The sequence below is a fragment of the Clostridium sp. OM05-6BH genome, assembly GCF_003481635.1.
In the GTDB taxonomy this organism is placed as follows: Bacteria; Bacillota; Clostridia; order Lachnospirales; family Lachnospiraceae; genus Butyribacter.
The window spans coordinates 1-19958 of the sequence record NZ_QULH01000019.1; the positions used below are offsets into that span (position 1 = coordinate 1).

At 42.5% G+C, this 19958-nt stretch carries 17 protein-coding genes and 1 pseudogene; 3 read left to right on the forward strand and 15 right to left on the reverse strand.

All coding sequences use genetic code 11. From position 1 onward, the window contains the following. Nucleotides 1-501: 501 nt before the first annotated feature. The gene (rpsI, locus tag DXB73_RS12020; RefSeq protein ID WP_022024067.1) at nt 502-894 is read right to left on the reverse strand and encodes a 30S ribosomal protein S9; all 393 of its coding nucleotides are present in this window, start codon (nt 892-894) and stop codon (nt 502-504) included. Between the two features lie 17 nt (nt 895-911). Continuing rightward, nucleotides 912-1355 (reverse strand): 50S ribosomal protein L13, encoded by a 444-nt coding sequence (rplM, locus tag DXB73_RS12025; protein ID WP_022024066.1) that lies wholly within the window; start codon nt 1353-1355, stop codon nt 912-914. A gap of 625 nt (nt 1356-1980) precedes the next feature. On the opposite strand from rplM, the pseudogene DXB73_RS14965 reads away from it, so the two are divergent. From DXB73_RS14965 to DXB73_RS12035, 3 genes and pseudogenes are all read left to right on the forward strand, one after another. Beyond that, nucleotides 1981-2742: pseudogene (locus DXB73_RS14965) on the forward strand (amino acid ABC transporter substrate-binding protein); the annotation flags it as partial. 177 nt (nt 2743-2919) lie between these two features. Next, nucleotides 2920-3555 carry an amino acid ABC transporter permease gene (locus DXB73_RS14970; protein WP_279221310.1) on the forward strand — a complete coding sequence of 212 codons (636 nt, stop codon included), beginning with the start codon at nt 2920-2922 and terminating at the stop codon, nt 3553-3555. An 18-nt stretch (nt 3556-3573) separates the two neighbouring features. Next, nucleotides 3574-4335: an amino acid ABC transporter ATP-binding protein gene (locus DXB73_RS12035; RefSeq protein ID WP_118691303.1), complete on the forward strand. Its 762-nt coding sequence runs from the start codon at nt 3574-3576 to the stop codon at nt 4333-4335. Nucleotides 4336-4650: 315 nt separating this feature from the next. Here DXB73_RS12035 and DXB73_RS12040 read toward each other — a convergent pair whose 3' ends face one another. From DXB73_RS12040 to ugpC, 13 genes are all read right to left on the reverse strand, one after another. After that, entirely contained in the window at nt 4651-6111 is a 1461-nt protein-coding gene (locus DXB73_RS12040) for a sodium-dependent transporter (RefSeq protein ID WP_118691304.1), read from the reverse strand. A gap of 116 nt (nt 6112-6227) precedes the next feature. Next, nucleotides 6228-7622 (reverse strand): sodium-dependent transporter, encoded by a 1395-nt coding sequence (locus DXB73_RS12045; protein ID WP_118691305.1) that lies wholly within the window; start codon nt 7620-7622, stop codon nt 6228-6230. Between the two features lie 69 nt (nt 7623-7691). Continuing rightward, the gene (locus DXB73_RS12050; protein WP_118691306.1) at nt 7692-10025 is read right to left on the reverse strand and encodes a transglutaminase-like domain-containing protein; all 2334 of its coding nucleotides are present in this window, start codon (nt 10023-10025) and stop codon (nt 7692-7694) included. After that, complete coding sequence (locus DXB73_RS12055) at nt 10018-11079, reverse strand: DUF58 domain-containing protein (RefSeq protein ID WP_182448336.1); 1062 nt, start codon at nt 11077-11079, stop codon at nt 10018-10020. The genes DXB73_RS12050 and DXB73_RS12055 overlap by 8 nt, the downstream gene beginning before the upstream one ends. Nucleotides 11080-11111: 32 nt before the next feature. Further along, nucleotides 11112-12053: a MoxR family ATPase gene (locus tag DXB73_RS12060; protein ID WP_243104121.1), complete on the reverse strand. Its 942-nt coding sequence runs from the start codon at nt 12051-12053 to the stop codon at nt 11112-11114. 131 nt (nt 12054-12184) lie between these two features. Continuing rightward, the gene (locus tag DXB73_RS12065) at nt 12185-13411 is read right to left on the reverse strand and encodes a S41 family peptidase (protein ID WP_182448335.1); all 1227 of its coding nucleotides are present in this window, start codon (nt 13409-13411) and stop codon (nt 12185-12187) included. A gap of 19 nt (nt 13412-13430) precedes the next feature. After that, nucleotides 13431-14735 carry a peptidoglycan DD-metalloendopeptidase family protein gene (locus tag DXB73_RS15095; protein WP_279221309.1) on the reverse strand — a complete coding sequence of 435 codons (1305 nt, stop codon included), beginning with the start codon at nt 14733-14735 and terminating at the stop codon, nt 13431-13433. 28 nt (nt 14736-14763) lie between these two features. Further along, entirely contained in the window at nt 14764-15666 is a 903-nt protein-coding gene (gene ftsX / locus DXB73_RS12075) for a permease-like cell division protein FtsX (RefSeq protein WP_118691309.1), read from the reverse strand. Next, the gene (ftsE, locus tag DXB73_RS12080) at nt 15663-16343 is read right to left on the reverse strand and encodes a cell division ATP-binding protein FtsE (protein WP_118507781.1); all 681 of its coding nucleotides are present in this window, start codon (nt 16341-16343) and stop codon (nt 15663-15665) included. Before ftsE ends, ftsX begins: the two co-directional genes overlap by 4 nt. A gap of 279 nt (nt 16344-16622) precedes the next feature. Then, entirely contained in the window at nt 16623-17057 is a 435-nt protein-coding gene (locus tag DXB73_RS12085) for a type II toxin-antitoxin system HicB family antitoxin (RefSeq protein WP_118691310.1), read from the reverse strand. A gap of 52 nt (nt 17058-17109) precedes the next feature. Then, entirely contained in the window at nt 17110-17283 is a 174-nt protein-coding gene (locus DXB73_RS12090) for a type II toxin-antitoxin system HicA family toxin (RefSeq protein WP_118691311.1), read from the reverse strand. Nucleotides 17284-17424: 141 nt separating this feature from the next. Further along, nucleotides 17425-18513, reverse strand: coding sequence for a helix-turn-helix domain-containing protein (locus tag DXB73_RS12095; protein ID WP_022024697.1), 1089 nt, complete (start codon nt 18511-18513; stop codon nt 17425-17427). A gap of 209 nt (nt 18514-18722) precedes the next feature. After that, nucleotides 18723-19835, reverse strand: a complete 1113-nt coding sequence (ugpC, locus tag DXB73_RS12100) for a sn-glycerol-3-phosphate ABC transporter ATP-binding protein UgpC (RefSeq protein WP_118691312.1) — start codon at nt 19833-19835, stop codon at nt 18723-18725. Between the last annotated feature and the right edge of the window lie 123 nt (nt 19836-19958).

Sequence of the window (19958 nt, forward strand, 5' to 3'; positions counted from 1 at the left end):
TTTTGGCGATTCCAGCTTGCTTTATTGCCTTATTGGGTGACTGCTTTGATAGTTCCATCATTTTCAGCTTGTCTTTTTAGTTACATCCATCGACAACATCTCTATTATTGGATTTTCCGTGATTTTTAGAGGGAGTAACTAGCATGAAATCCTTGAATTTCCATCCACTGTTTTGTTATTTTTTATAATATGTGCACTCTATAGGTTGAAAAAAAGAATTCTAGACTTCAAACTTGCAAATGCATCATAAAATTTAACTTTTATAAGAATATCCTTGATTTTCCGTTATATTTCTCTTTTTCAGAAAAATCTCAGAATTTCAATTCAATTTCTTTTTTCAGGAAAATCTCAGAATTTCAATTCAATTTCATTTTTCAGGGAAACTTTAGACTCTCCATTGATCATAGATTCTCAAGACAAAAAAGATAGAAAAATACCGAGAACATTATTGTTCTCGGTATTTGATATATACAACTTTGTACGCAAGTACGTCTCTTTTGATTAACGCTTGCTAAACTGTGGAGCTCTACGAGCTTTCTTAAGACCGTATTTCTTACGCTCTTTCATACGAGGGTCACGAGTTAAGTAACCAGCTTTCTTAAGTACCGGACGGAAGTCAGCGTCTACTGTCAAAAGTGCTCTTGCGATACCATGACGGATAGCGCCTGCCTGTCCTGTAAATCCACCACCACGAACGGTAACTTTTACATCATACTTATCAGCAGTGTTTGTTGCCTCAAGTGGCTGACGAGCGATGATCTTCAATGTATCAAGACCGAAGTACTCATCCATATCTCTTTTGTTTACAGTGATCTTACCTGTTCCAGGTACTAAATATACTCTAGCAATACTGCTTTTTCTTCTTCCTGTTCCATAAAACTTTGTGTTTGCCACGATGATTTCCTCCTCTCTTAGTTAGCTCTCTCTACGATTTCTAATACTTCCGGCTTCTGTGCTGTCTGCTCATGCTCTGGACCAGCATATACATGAAGCTTCTTAAGCATCTGACGTCCTAATGTTCCCTTTGGAAGCATTCCCTTTACAGCATGTGTAATAACATACTCAGGCTTCTTAGCTAACATCTCTTTCAGAGTAGTCTCTTTCATTCCACCAACATAATCTGAATGATGATAATAAATCTTCTGCTCTAACTTCTTACCTGTTACTTTAATCTTGTCCGCATTAACAATGATCACGTAATCACCTGTGTCGATATGCGGTGTATAAATCGGCTTATTTTTACCTCTTAATACATTTGCAACCTCTGATGCGAGGCGTCCTAATGTATGTCCTGTAGCGTCAACTACATACCATTTTCTCTCAACCGTGGATGGGTTTGCCATAAAACTTTTCATCCCAGTACCTCCTAACTAAATTCTCAACTATACTCTTTTTCGTCTGCAACAAATGCGGAATGTCCGAACCGCTTTGTTATCTGTCGAAGCGCTTATTATGTCGGTCACCGGGGCTTTGGTGTTCCTGACACACGCCACACTGACCTATTATATTACGAGTAACCTTTAAAGTCAAGCAATTTTATTCACTTATCTATTGAATTCCCCCTTTCTGCAAGGGCAAATGCCACTTCATCAATTATCTTTCTCAAAGTGGAGATAAACTTTTCACTTAAGCAAAACAATCACCGTTCCTCAACCAGCACATTAACTGCCTCATGTCTCCGGCAAACTTTTTTTCAAAATAGCGCCACTGATCCGCAAACAGAACAGCACATTAACTGCCTCACAGCTCCGACAAACTTTTTCTCAAAATAGCGCCACTGATCCGCAAACAGAACAGCGCATAAACTGCCTCACAGCTCCGGTAAACTTTTTCTCAAAAATAATCCCTACCGTATTGCAATTTGTGGTAAAATAGGAATGTACTGCGCTTGTGTGCACGAAAGCGCTGCCAACAGGCAAACCAAAGTATTATCTCAACAGCACTAAATACGTGCACGGAAAAGAGGAATATATGAACAAAATGAAAAAACTTGCTATTGCAACAGGTTGTTTTCTTTTGTTGCTGGTGTGCTCTCTCTATTGCAGCACAAACAAGGCCTATGCAAAAGAACAAACAGAATTTATCGTTGGATTTGATGCCGAGTTCCCACCATATGGTTACTTGGACGAAAGCGGAGACTACATCGGTTTTGATCTGAGTTTGGCAGAGGAAGTCTGCAAACGAAATGATTGGAAGCTGATCAAGCGCCCTATTTCATGGGATTCCAAAGATTCTGAATTAACTTCCGGTGCGATTTCTTGTATTTGGAATGGTTTTACGATGAATGGACGAGAGAAAAGCTACACTTGGTCAACTCCTTATCTAAACAACTATCAGGTAGTCATTGTCCGCAAGGACTCTTCTATTAAAAAGCCTGCCGATCTCAAGGGAAAGGTTTTGGTCGTACAAAGCGATTCTTCTGCACTTGCTGCTTTGACGGGAGACGATGCTACACAAGCTAACCGCCAGATTGCAGATTCTCTCAAAGAGCTGCAGCAGGTTGGCGACTACAACTCTGCATTTATGAATTTGGAAAGTGGCATGGTTGACGCCATTGCGATGGACTATGGTGTTGCAGTCTATCAAATGTCTGCCAAATCCGATGAATTCCGTATTCTCGATGATTCGCTTTCTGCAGAACAGTATGCCATCGGTTTTAAGAAAGGAAACACCACACTTCGTGATAAAGTACAGACGACATTATTAGAAATGTTATACGATGGCACATTAGAAAATATAGCCAAAGAATGGGGCTTGAGCAAAAGTCTCTGCCTCAGCTTTGACGACAAAACATACATCGATGGCGGTGCAGTGCCAACCATTGATACCAGCAAATTAACAAAGGTGACTCCGGCTCCGGACAAACAGTCACAAACCAAGGGCTCTAAAAATAAAGTCAAGAAATTATCCGCTGCACAGATTGCAAAACAGCTGCGCAAAGGTATGATCTCGACATTATTGATCTTTTTCCTGACAATTTTGTTCTCAATTCCATTGGGACTGCTTGTTTGTCTGATCCGTATGTCACACTGGAAGCTGCTGCAGTATATTGCAAAGATCTACATTTCGATCATGCGTGGTACCCCATTGATGCTGCAGCTATTGGTTGTATTCTTTGCACCGTATTATGCGTTCCACATACATACACCGTATTCGTACCGCTTCTTGGCAGTGATCATCGGATTTTCCTTGAACTACGCCGCATATTTTGCCGAGATCTACCGTGCCGGATTCCAAGGTATCCCGATCGGTCAGCGTGAGGCTGCCACTGTCATGGGTTACAATCGTCTGCAGACATTCGGATACATTCTGTTCCCACAGATGGTCAAACGTGTACTGCCTCCGGTCACGAACGAAATCATTACCTTGGTCAAAGATACTTCATTGGCGTTTGCACTGGCATATACAGAAATGTTTACCTTGGCAAAACAGATCGCAGCTTCTCAAACCTCACTGCTGCCGCTGTTTATCGCCGGCGTATTTTATTACGTCTTTAACTTCGTAGTAGCATACGTCATGGAAACACTGGAAAATAAATTGAATTACTATCATTAAGAAAGGAAACTAAGCTTTATGAATATATTAGACATGAAACATATCAAAAAAAGCTTTGACGGTAAGATCGTATTGCAGGATATCGATCTGCAGATCTCTCCCGGCGAAGTTGTTTCAATCCTTGGCCCGTCCGGTTCCGGTAAATCCACACTGCTTCGCTGTGCGACATTTCTGGAAACGATTGACAGCGGCGAGATCGCATACAACGGGAAAAGTGTGGTAACGACAGAAGGCGATCATACCATTTATCCAAAACGCAGTGACATTTTGGAAGCACAATCCAATTTTGGATTGGTCTTTCAGAATTTCAACCTGTTTCCACATTTTTCAGTATTAAAAAACGTCTATCATGCACCACTTAAGGTTCAGAAAAGGACCGATAAGGATGAAGTGATTTCTGAGGCATATGACCTGTTGACAAAAGTTGGTTTGTCAGACAAATCAGACGCTTATCCTTGCGAACTGTCCGGCGGACAGCAGCAGCGTGTTGCGATTGCACGTGCTCTCGCATTACATCCAAAGATCATGTATTTTGATGAGCCAACCTCTTCTCTCGATCCGGAGATCACCGCAGAAGTTCTCCGATTATTGAAGCAGCTTGCTTCCGAAAAAATGACAATGGTTATTGTAACGCATGAAATTGACTTTGCCAGAGCGGTCTCAGATCGTGTCATCTTTATGGATGGCGGTCTGGTCGTTGAAAACGGCAAACCGGAAGATGTCATTGACCATCCGAAAAACGAGCGCACGAAAGCATTCCTCAAGAAATTGCATGTTTAATGACAACATTTGGGAATGCAAATTGTGTAACTACGTAACAATATAAAAGAGCAAAGCCAGCGCTTTGCAAGAATTGCTAAAGCAATTCTTGTTGGCTTCCCTCCACGTTACGAGCATTTTCCTATCAATTAAAACAAAAAATGCCCGACAGAAATCATGCCGTGTATCAAACCAAAAAGCGAAACGTTTTTGGCGGTACCGCAAGCATTCCTGTCGGGCTTTCTTTATATTGATAGTATCATACATTAATGAACCTTGTTATCCAACTCACAAGCTCACAAAGTCGCCTATGATATCCATCTAACAATGGCTATTTTACTTTTTATCTCGTGACAGATAAAGAATGTACACTGCAAAGGCAATAGCGATCATCATCCATACACCGAAGATTACCGGTGAACTGTCCTTAAATTTATCATAATATCCCTTAAAATAAATGACTAAAACGATCATCGGCAATACATACCGCATATAACTGCGAAGAAATTTTGGAAAATTTGTACCTACTCCTGTATTGGTCTCTTCCAAAAATTGTTCAAATCCCCAACCGCTTTTTTTCGTACAAAACAGTACAAATAACAGACTTCCAAGTGGAAGAATATTACTGGATACCACAAAATCTTCAACATCCATGATCGTTGATCCCGGTCCAAATAACTGGACACCAGACCATACATTAAATCCAAGTACAGTTGGCATGGATAATACTGCAATGCCGACTAAATTGACCGTTAACGCTTTCCGACGCTCCCAGCCAAACACGTCCATGCTCATGCTGATGATATTTTCAAACACTGCGATCACTGTGGATAATGCCGCAAAGGACATAAATACAAAGAAAAGCATTCCCCACAATGTTCCACTTGGCATATGGTTAAATACATTTGGCAGTGTGATAAACAGCAGTGATGGTCCTGCATCCGGGCGGATTCCAAAAGAAATACACGCCGGGATCACAATAATTCCTGCAACAAATGCGATCAGTGTATCTAACACCAATACATTGATCGCCTCTCCGGTCAGCTTACGTTCTTTGCCCAAATAACTGCCGAAGATCTCCATCGAACCCATTCCAACACTCAACGTGAAAAACGCCTGCGTCATCGCATCAAAGATGACATTTCCCAATCCACGTTTCTTCACATTTTCGAGGTTCGGGATCAAATAAAAAGAAAGGCCTTTACTGCTTCCTTTTAACATGACTGAATTGACTGCCATAACAGCCATCAATACGATCAATGCTAACATCATTTTCTTTGTAATATTTTCAATACCATTCTGTAAGCCCAGTGCGCACACACCAATACACAAGGCAACTACTAATAACATAAAAAACATCATTTTGCCTGGTGTCTGCATAAAGCTCTGATAATACTGTTCGATTTCTTTGACATTCGCCTGACGTAGTGTCCCCTTGGCACAAACGCCAACATAATAGATCATCCAGCCCGCTACCACTGTATAAAACATCATTAGCAGATAATTACCGCACAGTCCATACCAACGAAACTGATGCCATCTTCCTTTGCCACCGCTCAATTTACGCAATGCTGTTCCAATGCTCGCACCACTGCCGCGACCGATTGCAAACTCGCATACTAAAATTGGAAATCCAAGAGCAAATAAGCAGACCAAGTAGATCAAAATAAAGATTGCTCCTCCATTATTTCCGCATACGTACGGAAACTTCCATACATTTCCCAGTCCCACCGCACATCCTGCAGATACTAATATAAAGCCAAGGCGGGATGCAAAAGTTTCTCTGTTTTTACTCATTTTTTATTCCATTTCTATCATGTAATATTGTTCACAAACCTGTTATGTCAAGGAGTTCTCACAGTATGTATCTGCAATGAAAAATACATCCCATGGTCCATTATCTGCGAATACTACTACAGCTGAATCAAGCCTAATGACTGTAATAATAATGCAAATAGCAGAATTGGTGCAATCCCTTTGATCATCGCAATATACAGATATTTTCTGCCAAAACGTTCTCCGTTAACAGTTACCTCATCAATGACCGTCTTAGGTTTCACAACCCAACCGATCAAAATGCATGTGAGAAGCGCCACCGTCGGCATAAAGCAATAGTTACTGATATAATCCAATATATCCAGTATCTGTCCGGTCGATCCATTTGGCAGTGGCAGCTCGAAATATAACTTGTTATATCCAAGACAAACAACGACACCGCCTATGACCCCATATGTTGCCACAACAGATGTACTTTTATGTCTGGTCCAGTGAAACGCATCCATCAAACTGGAAACGATTGCTTCCATAACAGATACCGATGAAGTTACTGCCGCAAAAATAACCATCAGGAAGAACAGCACTCCGACAACCGTTCCGGCTTTGCCCATTGCCTGGAATACCTTTGGCAAAGAATCAAACATCAGACCGGGTCCGGCGCTCATTCCTTCTGTCCCCATAAATACAAATACAGCAGGCACGATCATAAGTCCGGCAAGCATCGCTACCAAAGTATCAAAAATTTCGATCTGATTGATCGATTTCATCAAATTGACGTCTTTCTTAACATACGAGCCGTATGCAACCATGATTCCCATCGCCACGCTGATCGAGAAGAAAAGCTGTCCCATTGCATCCATCAGAATAACAAAAAATTCTTTACCGGTCATTCCCTTAAAATTAGGAATTAAATATACTTTCAATCCCTGCAGACCGGTTCTGGTAACACCACTCGCATCTGTATGTTTGATCGTCAGCGAATACAATCCAATGCCGATAATCAAAAGTAATAAAATTGGCATCAGGATCTTACTGTATTTTTCAATTCCCTTATTCACGCCATTAAACACAACGAACGCTGTCATTAAAAAGAAAATAAACATCCAGATGATCGGTTGATATTGTCCTTGAATAAATCCCACAAAATAATCATCGCCCGCTGCCGCTGATCCTGCACCGGTGACAAATGTTGCGAAATATTTTACAACCCATCCACCGATCACGCAATAATATGGCAAGATGATAATTGGTACAAGACATGCCAAAACACCAAGACCTTTCCACTTAGGCTGAATCGCTGCATAAGCAGTAAGAGGACTCCGTCCCGTTTTACGTCCAATAGCGATCTCTGTTGTCAATAACGTAAAACCAAATGTCACTGCTAAGATCAAGTAGCATAAAATAAACACACCTCCATGATCCTTTGCCGCTAAATAAGGAAACCGCCATATGTTTCCTAACCCCACGGCACTTCCTGCAGCAGCCATAACAAAGCCGATCGTGCCGGTAAAATTTGCTCTTTTTTTGTTCATTTTTTCATCCTTTCCTTGTTCCATTTCGCCCTATACTATTATGTGGGCACATCATTCTATTCTAAAGGTTTACGTTCTACGTGTCAACAACCCACGCACCAGTTCTGCATCAGCATCGCTGATCTGTGTATGACCAAAGCCTGCTTGCTCCAAGATCCGCAGCACACGATCTCGCTCCTCTCCGGATATCACTAATAACCGCTGCTTACGAAGCCATGCAATCTGTGTTTCATAATTTGTTTGTTTCTGAAATGCCGGATATTTGTGCCCTATTTTACGGACATATCTTTGATAATCTGCAATCAGCCTGTCATTCGTATCCGCACGGTGATATGCAATACTGCACCGAAGTATGCGAATCATCTGGCGGACAGCAAGCGTGATCACAAAAATAAGCAGCAACAATGCAAGCACCCCAAGGGAAACTTTACCGGTTCTTTTTACCGCCTCTACTGCATCTGCTGTTCCTGTCGCACCGGTACCACCGGTATTACTCTGCGCAGTTCCATTACCCCGGTTACGAAAAAGACGCATAAACGCATTCCAAAGACTGACATCCGCCTCTTCCTGATCCGATGCCGGTGTAATATCTACTACATACCAGCCTTTATGGTGATCGTAAATTTCAACCCAAGCATGTGCATTTGCATCCGTGACATCTACCTGCACAACTCCGGTATCTGTAAGTTCGCGGTAACCCTGATAGTAATCAGATACCTTCTGATCGGTAAGGATCTTACCGTTCTCACCGATATCTTCCGGATCGATCGCATAGCCTTCCACATAACGAGCCGGAATACCACAGTTACGTAAAAGCAGCGTCGCTGCACTGGCAAAATGCGCACAGTATCCTCTACGATTCTTTTTCAAAAAATACGAAACGAAGTCTTGACCATAAGGCGTTATACCCGGCTGATACGTATACGGTATATTATCCTGATAATACGCTGCCAGCTTCTGCACGATCTCAGCAACGGTTCCCGTCAAATCCGCTTCCTTGCAAAACTCATCCAAAACAGCCTTGCTTGAATCCGGCACCGTAAGCCAATTCGATATCGATTCTGTCTGAAGTTTACAATCCCGATCCAAACCGGAATACGTATAATAATCATATATCTGGCTGCGACCGGGCGATGTTACCAGATCCGACTGAAGACTGTAATACGGCATATACAATCCCGGATCTGCTGCCACATTATCAACTTTGACGATTCCATGTGCACTGCCGGTTATATTTTTCTCAAACGCAGTCTTGGCACGCTGCTCCGTCCGCATATAAATTGCTTTGGCAGATTCCCAGCGATTCATGCCATATAAATAATCCTGTCCAATAAAACGGCGCAAATAAAATCGGTTTTCATTTTGCGGTACAAATGTGACCCGAAGATCTGTGTCATAATCCAGTCGCACTGCACTGACGCCGCCTAACTTACCACTGGTCAGACCGCCGGTATTATCATAAAAATTAAATAATCCGGCAATTCCGAGCACTGCGACATTCTGCATGGCATCTTTTGTGCTCTGTTTCCATGCGGAATCGGGATGTCTGTTGTGATAATCCTTCGATGGAACAAGCAAAGAAAACAGCACTGCACCAATCGCAACAACTGCGAGCAGACACGCTCCCGCCTGCAATTTCACTCGATAGGCAGACTGATAAACGATACGTTCCTCATCCTGTTTGTATCGGACATTGTCTGCTGCCTGCTTATAATCGCCATTTTTAGCAATCGCCACCGTCACGACAACACCCACAAAAAATTGCACAACATAAAACATATCCGGTTCCAAATGCACATACAATGGCAGGAACAGAAAGCCAAAAACAACCAGCATCAGGAAACGGTATCTCATTTTACGGGAAACGAATATATTTACCACAACACTTGCTGCCACAGCAATATAACTCATTGCTATAGTCACTGCCAAATTGGCATCGGCGATCTTTTCGCCGTAACTACGTGTCGCATTAGACTGAAAATACTCTGAAACGCTTTCCATCAGGTCATTCATGACACTATAGAATCCGCTGCTCACATAACTTTGCATCCCAAAACCAACGGCGAATACAACGACCAATAATAATATATATCCGACATTTTCCCACCATTTACGGTAATACAAAAATGCCACATAAAGTGATGCCACAAGAGTTACAAGTTCTACGATCCAAGTCTGATAATCGCTGTCGATCGCTGACAACACGATTCCCATTCCACCCGCTGTAATACAAAATACCAGCAGCGCATTGACAAGCAGCATACCTATACGTGATTCCGTCTGTTGATCTAATGATTTCGTAACTAACTCAATGCCTTCCCACTTGTCCAAGCAGTCATCATCATAGTCAATCCGAAATGTTTTTCGTAATCGATCCAGAAGCGTCTGCCGTCCATTACCCATGAGAGATCACCTCCCCGCGCACACCATCTTCGTATAAGCCGATCACTGCATATGCCTGCAACTGCGGACGCAAGCTCTGCACCATTTTAGCCAGCTCGATATTGTCCGTCACCACAGCTCTCCGCAGCAAATAAATAAACTGCGTATCGATCTCTTCTCTCTTTTGGATCAAAACTTCGATAAAATCATATTCTAACGCATCCCACACGAGCAGACGAACCGGTGTATATTCTTTTAAGAACAACTTACTTAAGCCGTAAGCAAGCCCCAAAACCTCTTCTACTGTGTCCCTTTGTCCGGACAGATCAAGCACCAATACCACTTGGCTCTGTGCTACGCTTGTCCGCTCTTTGACCATAAGTGTTTCTTTCTTAGCGGAAAGTTTCCAGTGAATGTCCTTGATTCGGTCTCCCGGTCGATACTCCCTGACATCCGTTATTTCAGCAAAGTCATTTCCCTTTGCCTGACTTTCTTCCAATTCACTCATTCCCATCTGGAAACCGCTTTTCTGTTCTGATGCCTCTCCTGTCTCCTGCGGCATTACCGCGATCGCCGCCTCCTCAGAAATTTTCTGCTGCACCGATACAAAACCGAGCAGATCCTTGATGGCGAGCGTATGGATACAAAATTGCAGATTGCCACTATATTTGCATCTAAACGGTAACTCCATGGCTTCTTCCCCACGCAGGCGTACCGGTAAACACAGTCGGATCGGATCCTCTGTGTGATACAAAGTATTGCCAAGCGTTCCCTGCAATTCGCATTGTAAACTAACCCACGGAAACGCATTACTCAGTTTACACATAAAACGGCTCTCTTCACCTGCTATGACTTTCGGCTGCAAGGCAGATATGCGCACTGTAAGATATGGGGTCATTTTCCAGTTCAACCATATGGATACGACCGGCAGCAAAACAAGCAGCCATACTAATGATGCGACAACATAACTCTTAAAAAAGAAATAGAGAACGACCATAACGACAAACAGCAGAACATAACCCGCTATACGTAACGGATATAGTTTCCAATGTCGCTTTGATCCTTCTCTATTCATCCCATTCATCCTCCATGCGCCGAATTGCTTTATCACATCCGTGGTGCCTTCACCGTCTGCACAAGCTGTTCCATTGCCTGATCTACCGTAATACGCTCCGCACGTGTTCTGGCGCTCAGGCGCACACGATGCCCTAACACATCACGCAATACCTTTTGTACATCTGCGGCAGTCACGAAATCACGTCCGGCAATCATCGCCATCGCACGTGAGATACGAAGCAATGCGATCGTTGCACGCGGACTCGCTCCCATCTCAAACAGATCATTTTTTCTAGTCTCTTCCACCAGATCTACAATATAATCATAAATACTGTCATGCACAAATATCGTTTCCGATGTGCTTCGAAGCGCACACAATTCTTCTGCTGACAATACCGGCTGAACTTTGGATAACAGATTGGCTGATTCGCCCTTCAATATCGCCACAGCATCCTGATGTTCCGGATACCCCATTGAAACACAGATCATAAAACGATCCAGCTGAGATTCCGGCAACATCTGCGTTCCTGATGATCCCAGTGGATTTTCTGTTGCGATGACCACAAAGGGATTCGGCAGCGGCCTGGTTACACCATCTACCGTCGCATGATTCTCCTCCATAACCTCAAGCAAAGCAGACTGTGTTTTGGGAGAAGTTCGATTGATCTCATCTGCCAAAAACAGATTACAAAACACGGCACCGGGGCGGTATACAAACTGCCGGCTCCCCGCGTCATACATCGAAAATCCCAGAATATCACTTGGCAAAACGTCCGGTGTAAACTGCACACGCTTATAGTTCATGGACAGTGCTTTTGCAAACGTTGTCGCAAGCGTTGTCTTGCCAACGCCCGGAATATCTTCCATCAATATATGGCCGCCACTGATGATCGCTGCAAGAACCCGCTCTACCACGTTTTCTTTACCTCGGATCACCTGATTGACTTCCCGCTGTATCCGTTCCAGCTTATCCTGTATCTGCTTTTGATCCACGCGTTCCCCTCCTTTGTCCTGTACACAATTCTGTTATACGCTATTTATCAGCCTTTTATCTGACCTTTCAGATAGTCAATTGCTGTTTGCCAGCCTTTTATCTGACCTTTCAGATAGTTAATTGCTATTTGTCAGCCTTTTATCTGACCTTTCAGATAATCAATTGCCTTTTGCATCTGATTATCCGGTTTAAGCTTCCCATTTTTATCCTTCTGCCCCACCGTCGACTTATCCAATTCCACTTTAATATCCGGCTCAAGTCCGGTTCCATGAATATTGCGGCCGCTCGGCGTATAATATTTCGACGTTGTCATTTTCAACGCCGATCCATCCTGCAAGTCAAAGATCGTCTGTACAATCCCTTTACCAAACGTCTTGGTCCCGATCAATTTTGCTTTCTTTTTATCCTGCAGCGCCCCGGAAAACACTTCCGATGCACTTGCCGAATTGCCATTGACTAACACAGCCATCGGCACAGAAACATGTTTAACATCTTCCGCATAGAATTTCTCTGAAACGCCTTGTTTATCTTTGGTATAAACCACCATCCCCTTAGACATAACACGGTCTAGCATCGAAACTGCGGATTTGAGCAATCCTCCACCATTATCACGCAGATCTAAAATAAGTGCCTCCATTTTTTCCTTTTCTAAGGCATTAACTGCTGCGGAAAACTGATTTGGCGTCACTTCTTCAAATCCCGTGATCTGAATATAACCAATCTTGTCATTTAACATAGTATAGGAAACCGTGTCTTCCTGAATTTTAGCTCTTTTCACCGAAAGCGTCAGGTAATCATTTTCTCCGGAACGGACGATCGTCAGCTTGACTTTAGATCCCTCTTCACCCTTGATCTGCGCTAACACCGCTGAAAGATCCTTGCCGGAAACCCGCTCGTCATTGATCGCATAAATAATATCTCCCGCTTTCAATCCCGCTTTTTCTGCCGGACTGTTTTTCATCGGCTTAACGATCGTTATCGCACCTGTGTCCGTATTTTGGGTCACATATGCGCCAATCCCATAGAAAGTACCACTAGTCTTCTCCATGATCTCCGCATATTCTTCTGCCGTATAATATTCTGCATAATCATCTCCCAGTCCATTCACGATTCCTTTGTATATAGAATTTTCCATCTTATCTTTATTGATGTCATCCAAATAGTACGCATCAATATATTTCTCAATCGTGGAAGCCTTTTGTTTAACTTCCCGCTTCATCGTACTATCTTGATCTGTGCGATTCCAAGCTGCACCGAGGTCGATGTAACCACCGAATTGACCTATGGTCAACGCAACCACCAGCATCATCGATGTGGTAAGCATTCCACACAAAAAACCTTTCAAAAATCGCTTCATTCTGTCTCCATTTCTTTTACTATCTTGATACATAATTTAATGGGTTCACATAGGATCCATTCGCATATACCGCAAAGTGCAAGTGCGGTCCGGTAGAGATTCCTGTAGAGCCGGACAATGCAATCGTCTGTCCTCTGGTGACTTTCTCTCCCACAGATACCCGCAGGGAAGAGTTGTGCATATAGTATGTATAAACGCCATCTCCATGATAAATTGCCACAAAATTACCCGCTGAAGCGGAATAGGTTGCTGTCACAACGGTTCCTGCCTTCGCTGCACGCACAATTGTTCCGGTCGGCGTCGCAATATCAATTCCTTTGTGATACGTGCTCGCTCCGGCTGTCGGCGCCGTTCTCGGGCCAAAACCGCAGCTGATCCGTCCTGCCGTTGCTAACGGCCAAATAAATCCTGATGTGCTCACCGCATTACTAGACGGTGTTTGATCTGTGGTCGTATCAGTGCCGTTAGGACCTTTGCCAGAAGGCGATGATTTTTGTGCTGCTTCTTCTGCCGCAATTTCCTGGCGTTTTTTCGCCAACAAACTCTCCACTTGATTTTCCTGTGCCGCAATCTTCGCATCATACGTGCTAATAGAAGATTCCGAATCTGCAATCAGATTGTTGTATTTTGTCAACTGCCCTTTCTTTTTACTGATCAATTGTTTCACGGATTGTTTTTCAAAAGAAAGCGTCTCTTTCGTTGCTACTAACTCATCTTTCTTTGCCTGCTTATTTTTCTTCGTTTTGGTAAGTTTTTGCTTGGTAGACTCATACTCTCCATACATCTTCTGATCATATTCGCTGATCTTACTGATATATTCGAGATGATTGTACATTTCAGACAAACTGCTGGATCCGGCTAACAACTCCAAATACCCGGAAGTACCGTCCTCATACATATATTTTATGCGCTCTTTCATCGTCTCATACTGACTAGACATCTTTGCAGTTGCCTGCGCCTCCTGAAGCAGTAATTCATCGATGTCAGACTGCACTAACTGAATCTGTTCTTCGTTAGACTTTACCTTATCCGTCAACGTGTCCATCTTTTTGTCCAACGTTGAAATATACTGTAAAATATTGCCCTTCTTGCTCTCACTGCTCGAAAGAGTTTCCTTTAACTCCGTCCGCTCCTTTTCAAGCTGCTCTCGTTTCTTGTTGGCTGCATCGATCTGCCCCTGCGTTGTTTCCGACTGTGTTGCCGCCTGCACTACCCGTGTCAGTGCAACCCCCGGATTGTCCAAAAATACTCCGCTTCCAATGCAGACCGCTCCTGTAAGCCACAGGCCAACCCCTGCTGCGATCCATTTATTTCGCTTTCTCATCTGCAATCACCCCGCCTTTCTGCTTTCGCTACTCATGCAAATGTTTTCTGACTGACAATGCACTTCCGATAAAACCAATTCCTACTCCAACTAAGAGCGACATCGGTATCAAGGTTGCAAACTCTTTCGATGGAGCCACAAAGGTTAGCCATTGTGACAATGCCGAAAAATGTTCTAATACAAATTGGATCACTCTCTCGTACAATACCCACAATACTATGATCGGAATGATCGCTCCAATCAAACCAATAACCAATCCCTCGACCAAAAATGGTGCACGAATAAAACCATCGGTTGCACCGATCATTTTGATGATCGAAATCTCATCCTTGCGCACGCGGATACCCGTCGCGACCGCATTATTGATCAGGAACACTGAGACAAGCAACAGCAATCCTATGATCGTTGCCGATACATAGGCAACAAGCATATTAGCACTGCTCAGGCTCTTTGCCACAGTGCTCGATCCGTTTACCTTACGGATTCCCTTCATTTCCTTGATCTGCTTAGACACTTTCGCCTGCTTTGATACTCTTGTCAGAGTGATCTCAAACGACGCTGAATCCTGCAACGGATTTTCATCACCAAAAGTATCCTCCAAATTTTCTTTTCCCTGATACATTTCTTTTTGAAACTTTTTCCATGCTTCTGTCGGAGAAATATAATCCACCGTCTCCACGCCATCTAACTTACGGATCTGCTCTCCCAGCGAATCAATTTCTTCCGGTTCGATCCCACTGTCAAAAAACACCGTCAAACCGACATTACTCTCCACATTGTACATCATGTGCTGGAAATTGCTAAGCAGCGCATAGAACAACCCCAGTAAAAACAGACAGATTGCAATCGTTCCAATCGCTACTAAGGAGAAGATTTTATTTTGTACAATATTTTTGAACCCTTGTTTGATACCGTATCCTAGTGTTTTCATTGCACATATCCTCCCTGTATCTGATCGCTGATAATAACGCCCTCGTGAAGAGTGACAACACGCTTTTGCATTTGATTCACGATCTCATTATTGTGGGTAACGACCATAACCGTCGTACCAAGCCGGTTCATATCTTCCAACAGCGCCATAATATCCCATGAATTTTGTGGATCCAGATTTCCTGTTGGCTCATCTGCCAGCAATACCGACGGACGGTTTACCATTGCACGCGCGATTGCAACTCTCTGCTGCTCACCACCGGACAATTCTCTCGGATAGACGTCCGCACGATCCTGCAGACCTACCAATTGCAGCATACCACGCACATTTTTTTCGATACGGTCCTTATCCACGCCGATCACCTGTTGCGCCAATGCCACATTTTCAAACACGTTACGATCATCCAGCAAACGAAACTCTTGAAATACTACACCTAATTTACGGCGATAATATGGCATTCTTTTGCGTTTCATCTCTGTGAGGCTATTGCCCCCCACCTGTATTTCACCAGCCTGTAGAGGGATCTCTCCGAGCAATGATTTGATCAAAGTAGACTTTCCAGAGCCACTGCTTCCTACTACAAATACAAACTCACCTTTTTCCACTTTCAGGTTACAGTTTTTCAATGCCTCTGTTCCTGTATTATAAACAACATCCACCCCCGATAAACAGATCAGCGGTCCTGTCCATTCCTCTTTCCTCTTTGCTCTTTTTCTCACTATGATACCTCTTTTCTGCGTACATTTGAACGCATGCTTTCTGCTAATGTTTTCTATGTGCTTTATCTAATGCTTTTGCCCATAATTGCTCTACAAAAACAATATCAGTATACAACATTTTGTCGTATTGCGCTACAGGCATTATACCCTCTCCCCAAAGTTAGACCTAGAAGTCTAACGATTGAATGTAGGTACACCTTGACGATTGACCCTTTTTATTTTAGAACAAGGTGATACTTATCGTGATACTCCCAACCTTGCCATGAGTGCTTCTTGTAAGACCTTTGATACATTAATATGTGATCTCTCTGCTTCTTGATTTAACCAATTAGGTAATGTTACGTTACGACGCACTGTTTTGTTATCCAACATTCGTCGATAAACTTCAAGATCAACATCCACTAAAGATACAACACTTGTGCCCTCTCCCCCAAATGTACCTTTGGAAACATCAACATCTGTCATATTAGAGGCTTTTGAAATTTCTTTTCCCTCGTCCTGTGCCTCGATACAACTTATACCAATCGCATCTCTTGCCATCATAATAGCATCTGCCAAGGAACTTTTTGCCTTGCCTTCTTCGTTTGACTCTGTCAAAATTCCTAAGTCTGGCACTTCAATCAATATATTTGTATCTACATCTGTAAATATAACCGGATATGCTACTTTCATATGCTCAACCTCCATCTTTATATAATAAATGCATTATATTGAGACTGGGAGATTATTTTAATCCCCATTTTCTCAATACTGCTTTTGCCAGTCTCTCATTTACCTCTTTATGCCTTGGTATTACTTCCTCATCATTCCCTCTTTGATAAACATCATGGTCTCCTCCATGTCTGACAAGGTGAAATCCGGCATTTTTGAGTTTTTTCACAAGATCTCTTTGTTTCATATTTCCCCCCTTTAATCACATTATACACACTGCATACACATTTTTCAATATGAATGTGTAAATAATACACATTTTGATCAAAATACCAAAAAGCCCTAGAAATGATAACCATTTCCAGGGCTTTCCACATGCATTCACTAATTAATATTCAAAATTTTCCATATACTTCATATATTTCACGACCATCAGCGCAATCTTGAAAGTAATCGCATCATCAAATACACGCAGATCAAGTCCGGTGCTCTTCTGCAGCTTATCCAAACGATACACTAACGTATTACGATGAATATACAACTGTCTGGAAGTCTCTGATACATTCAAGCTGTTCTCAAAGAATTTATTGATCGTAGCAATGGTCTCCTCGTCAAAATCGTCTGGCGATTTGTCACCAAATATTTCTTTGATAAACATTTTACAAAGCGGCATTGGAAGCTGATAGATCAAACGGCCAATACCTAAGCTGCTATACGCAATGACGTTGCGGTCGCTGTAAAAAATCTTTCCAACGTCTAACGCCATTTTAGCTTCTTTATAAGAACGCGACACATCCTTGATCTCATTTACCATCGTGCCATAGGATACGTGCACCATTGTCATAGCTTCCGTGTTCAACATATCTAAGATGACTTTTGCAGTTTTCTCCATATCATCATAATCTTCGTTCGGTTTCACTTCCTTCACGACAATGATGTTCTTTTCATCAACCTGCGTGATGAAGTCCTTGGATTTGCTGGAAAATAACCCTTTGACCGTCTCCAATGCGTTGGTGTCCTTCTCATTCTTTGTCTCGATCAAAAATACAACGCGGCGCACAGATGCTTCGATATGTAACTTCTTCGCACGATTGTAAATATCAACCAACAACAGATTATCCAACAATAAGTTCTTGATAAAATTATCTTTATCGTAGCGCTCTTTGTAGGCAACCAGCAAATTTTGAATTTCAAAAGCCGCCAATTTACCAACCATATATACATCGTCGCTGTCGCCCTTGGCTAACACTACATATTCTAATTGGTGATCATCAAAGACCTTGAAAAATTGATATCCCTGAAGCACCTGACTATCTGCAGGCGAATTAACGAACGCCATTACAGCCTCTTCATATTCCTCTACATTATCTATCGTAGTGGCAAGCGCTTTCCCCTCCGTATCCATTACACAAATATCTACGCGCGTAATATTCTTCATTCCTTCGATATTTGTCTGCAACACCTGATTTGCAATCATATTTACCTCCGCTGCTTCTCGAGTAAGTGCTATCTATCTGCAACGACTTACCCGTTCTTTAGAAAGTTTCCCTTTCTAATATCCCCAATAACATATACTAAATTATAGCATGAAATTTGTAAAAAGTAAATAAAACAGGCATTGTAGATACAATGCCTGTCTTAGATAGTTTATTATGAGAATTTTAACAAATCTTCTAACATTAAGGACTAGTTTGTAATGGTTCTCTCTGTCTCTTTGTCGAATACATGAATCTTAGCAGGATCCAATGCAATCTTGATCGTATCGCCAGGACGAGCTGTTGTACGAGGATTTACACGAACTGTGATATCGAATCCCTCGACAGTGAAGTATAAGAATACTTCTGCACCAAGCATCTCGTATACCTTAACAGTTGCATCAAGTACATTGTCAGATCCACCGTTAACAAAGATCTCCTCATCTTTGATATCCTCTGGACGAATACCAAGTACGACTTCTTTACCAATGTATCCACCTTCAACAAGTCTGGCAGCTTTCTGCTCAGGAAGCTTAATTGCATAAGAACCAAATGCAAGCTTAACATCTTCGCCTTCCTGAATTGCTACAGCGTCGATGAAGTTCATCTGTGGTGAACCAATGAAACCAGCTACGAACAAGTTACATGGTTTTGTATAAAGATCGATTGGAGTAGCAACCTGCTGCATTACACCATCTTTCATAACAACGATACGAGTACCCAATGTAAGAGCCTCTGTCTGGTCATGTGTTACGTAGATGATCGTAGCTTCCAATCTCTGATGGATCTTAGAAATCTCGATACGCATCTGTACACGAAGTTTTGCATCCAAGTTGGAGAGTGGCTCATCCATCAAGAATACCTTAGGGTTACGAACGATTGCACGACCCATGGCAACACGCTGTCTCTGACCACCGGATAAAGCCTTTGGCTTACGGTCTAACAAATGCTCGATGTCAAGGATTCTTGCTGCATCATGTACTAACTTATCGATCTTCTCCTTAGGAGTCTTTCTTAACTTCAGACCGAATGCCATGTTGTCATATACTGACATATGTGGATACAGAGCGTAGTTCTGGAATACCATTGCGATATCACGATCCTTAGGCTCTACATCATTTACTAAGTTATTACCGATCCAAAGCTCACCCTCTGTGATCTCTTCCAAACCAGCGATCATACGAAGTGTAGTAGATTTACCACAACCTGAAGGTCCTACGAAGATGATGAACTCCTTATCTGCGATGTCCAGATTAAAATTCTTTACTGCAACGAATCCGTTTGGATATGTTTTGCAGATGTTTTTCAAAGATAAACTTGCCATTAATATGTCCTCCTGTTTGTCAATTAATTTATCTTGTAAGGGAATAACTCCTCTCACATAACCTGTAAAATATAATACACCAAACAGAATTTTTTGACCATGGCACGAATTGCCAAAGAAAGT

Bases quoted from the DNA above. Each gene is read 5' to 3' on its own strand.
- rplM (WP_022024066.1), bottom strand. From the start codon at position 1,355: ATGAAAAGTTTTATGGCAAACCCATCCACGGTTGAGAGAAAATGGTAT.
- DXB73_RS12035 (WP_118691303.1), top strand. From the start codon at position 3,574: ATGAATATATTAGACATGAAACATATCAAAAAAAGCTTTGACGGTAAG.
- DXB73_RS12040 (WP_118691304.1), bottom strand. From the start codon at position 6,111: ATGAGTAAAAACAGAGAAACTTTTGCATCCCGCCTTGGCTTTATATTA.
- DXB73_RS12045 (WP_118691305.1), bottom strand. From the start codon at position 7,622: ATGAACAAAAAAAGAGCAAATTTTACCGGCACGATCGGCTTTGTTATG.
- DXB73_RS12050 (WP_118691306.1), bottom strand. From the start codon at position 10,025: ATGGGTAATGGACGGCAGACGCTTCTGGATCGATTACGAAAAACATTT.
- DXB73_RS12055 (WP_182448336.1), bottom strand. From the start codon at position 11,079: ATGAATAGAGAAGGATCAAAGCGACATTGGAAACTATATCCGTTACGT.
- DXB73_RS12065 (WP_182448335.1), bottom strand. From the start codon at position 13,411: ATGAAGCGATTTTTGAAAGGTTTTTTGTGTGGAATGCTTACCACATCG.
- DXB73_RS15095 (WP_279221309.1), bottom strand. From the start codon at position 14,735: ATGAGAAAGCGAAATAAATGGATCGCAGCAGGGGTTGGCCTGTGGCTT.
- ftsX (WP_118691309.1), bottom strand. From the start codon at position 15,666: ATGAAAACACTAGGATACGGTATCAAACAAGGGTTCAAAAATATTGTA.
- DXB73_RS12085 (WP_118691310.1), bottom strand. From the start codon at position 17,057: ATGAAAGTAGCATATCCGGTTATATTTACAGATGTAGATACAAATATA.
- DXB73_RS12090 (WP_118691311.1), bottom strand. From the start codon at position 17,283: ATGAAACAAAGAGATCTTGTGAAAAAACTCAAAAATGCCGGATTTCAC.
- DXB73_RS12095 (WP_022024697.1), bottom strand. From the start codon at position 18,513: ATGATTGCAAATCAGGTGTTGCAGACAAATATCGAAGGAATGAAGAAT.
- ugpC (WP_118691312.1), bottom strand. From the start codon at position 19,835: ATGGCAAGTTTATCTTTGAAAAACATCTGCAAAACATATCCAAACGGA.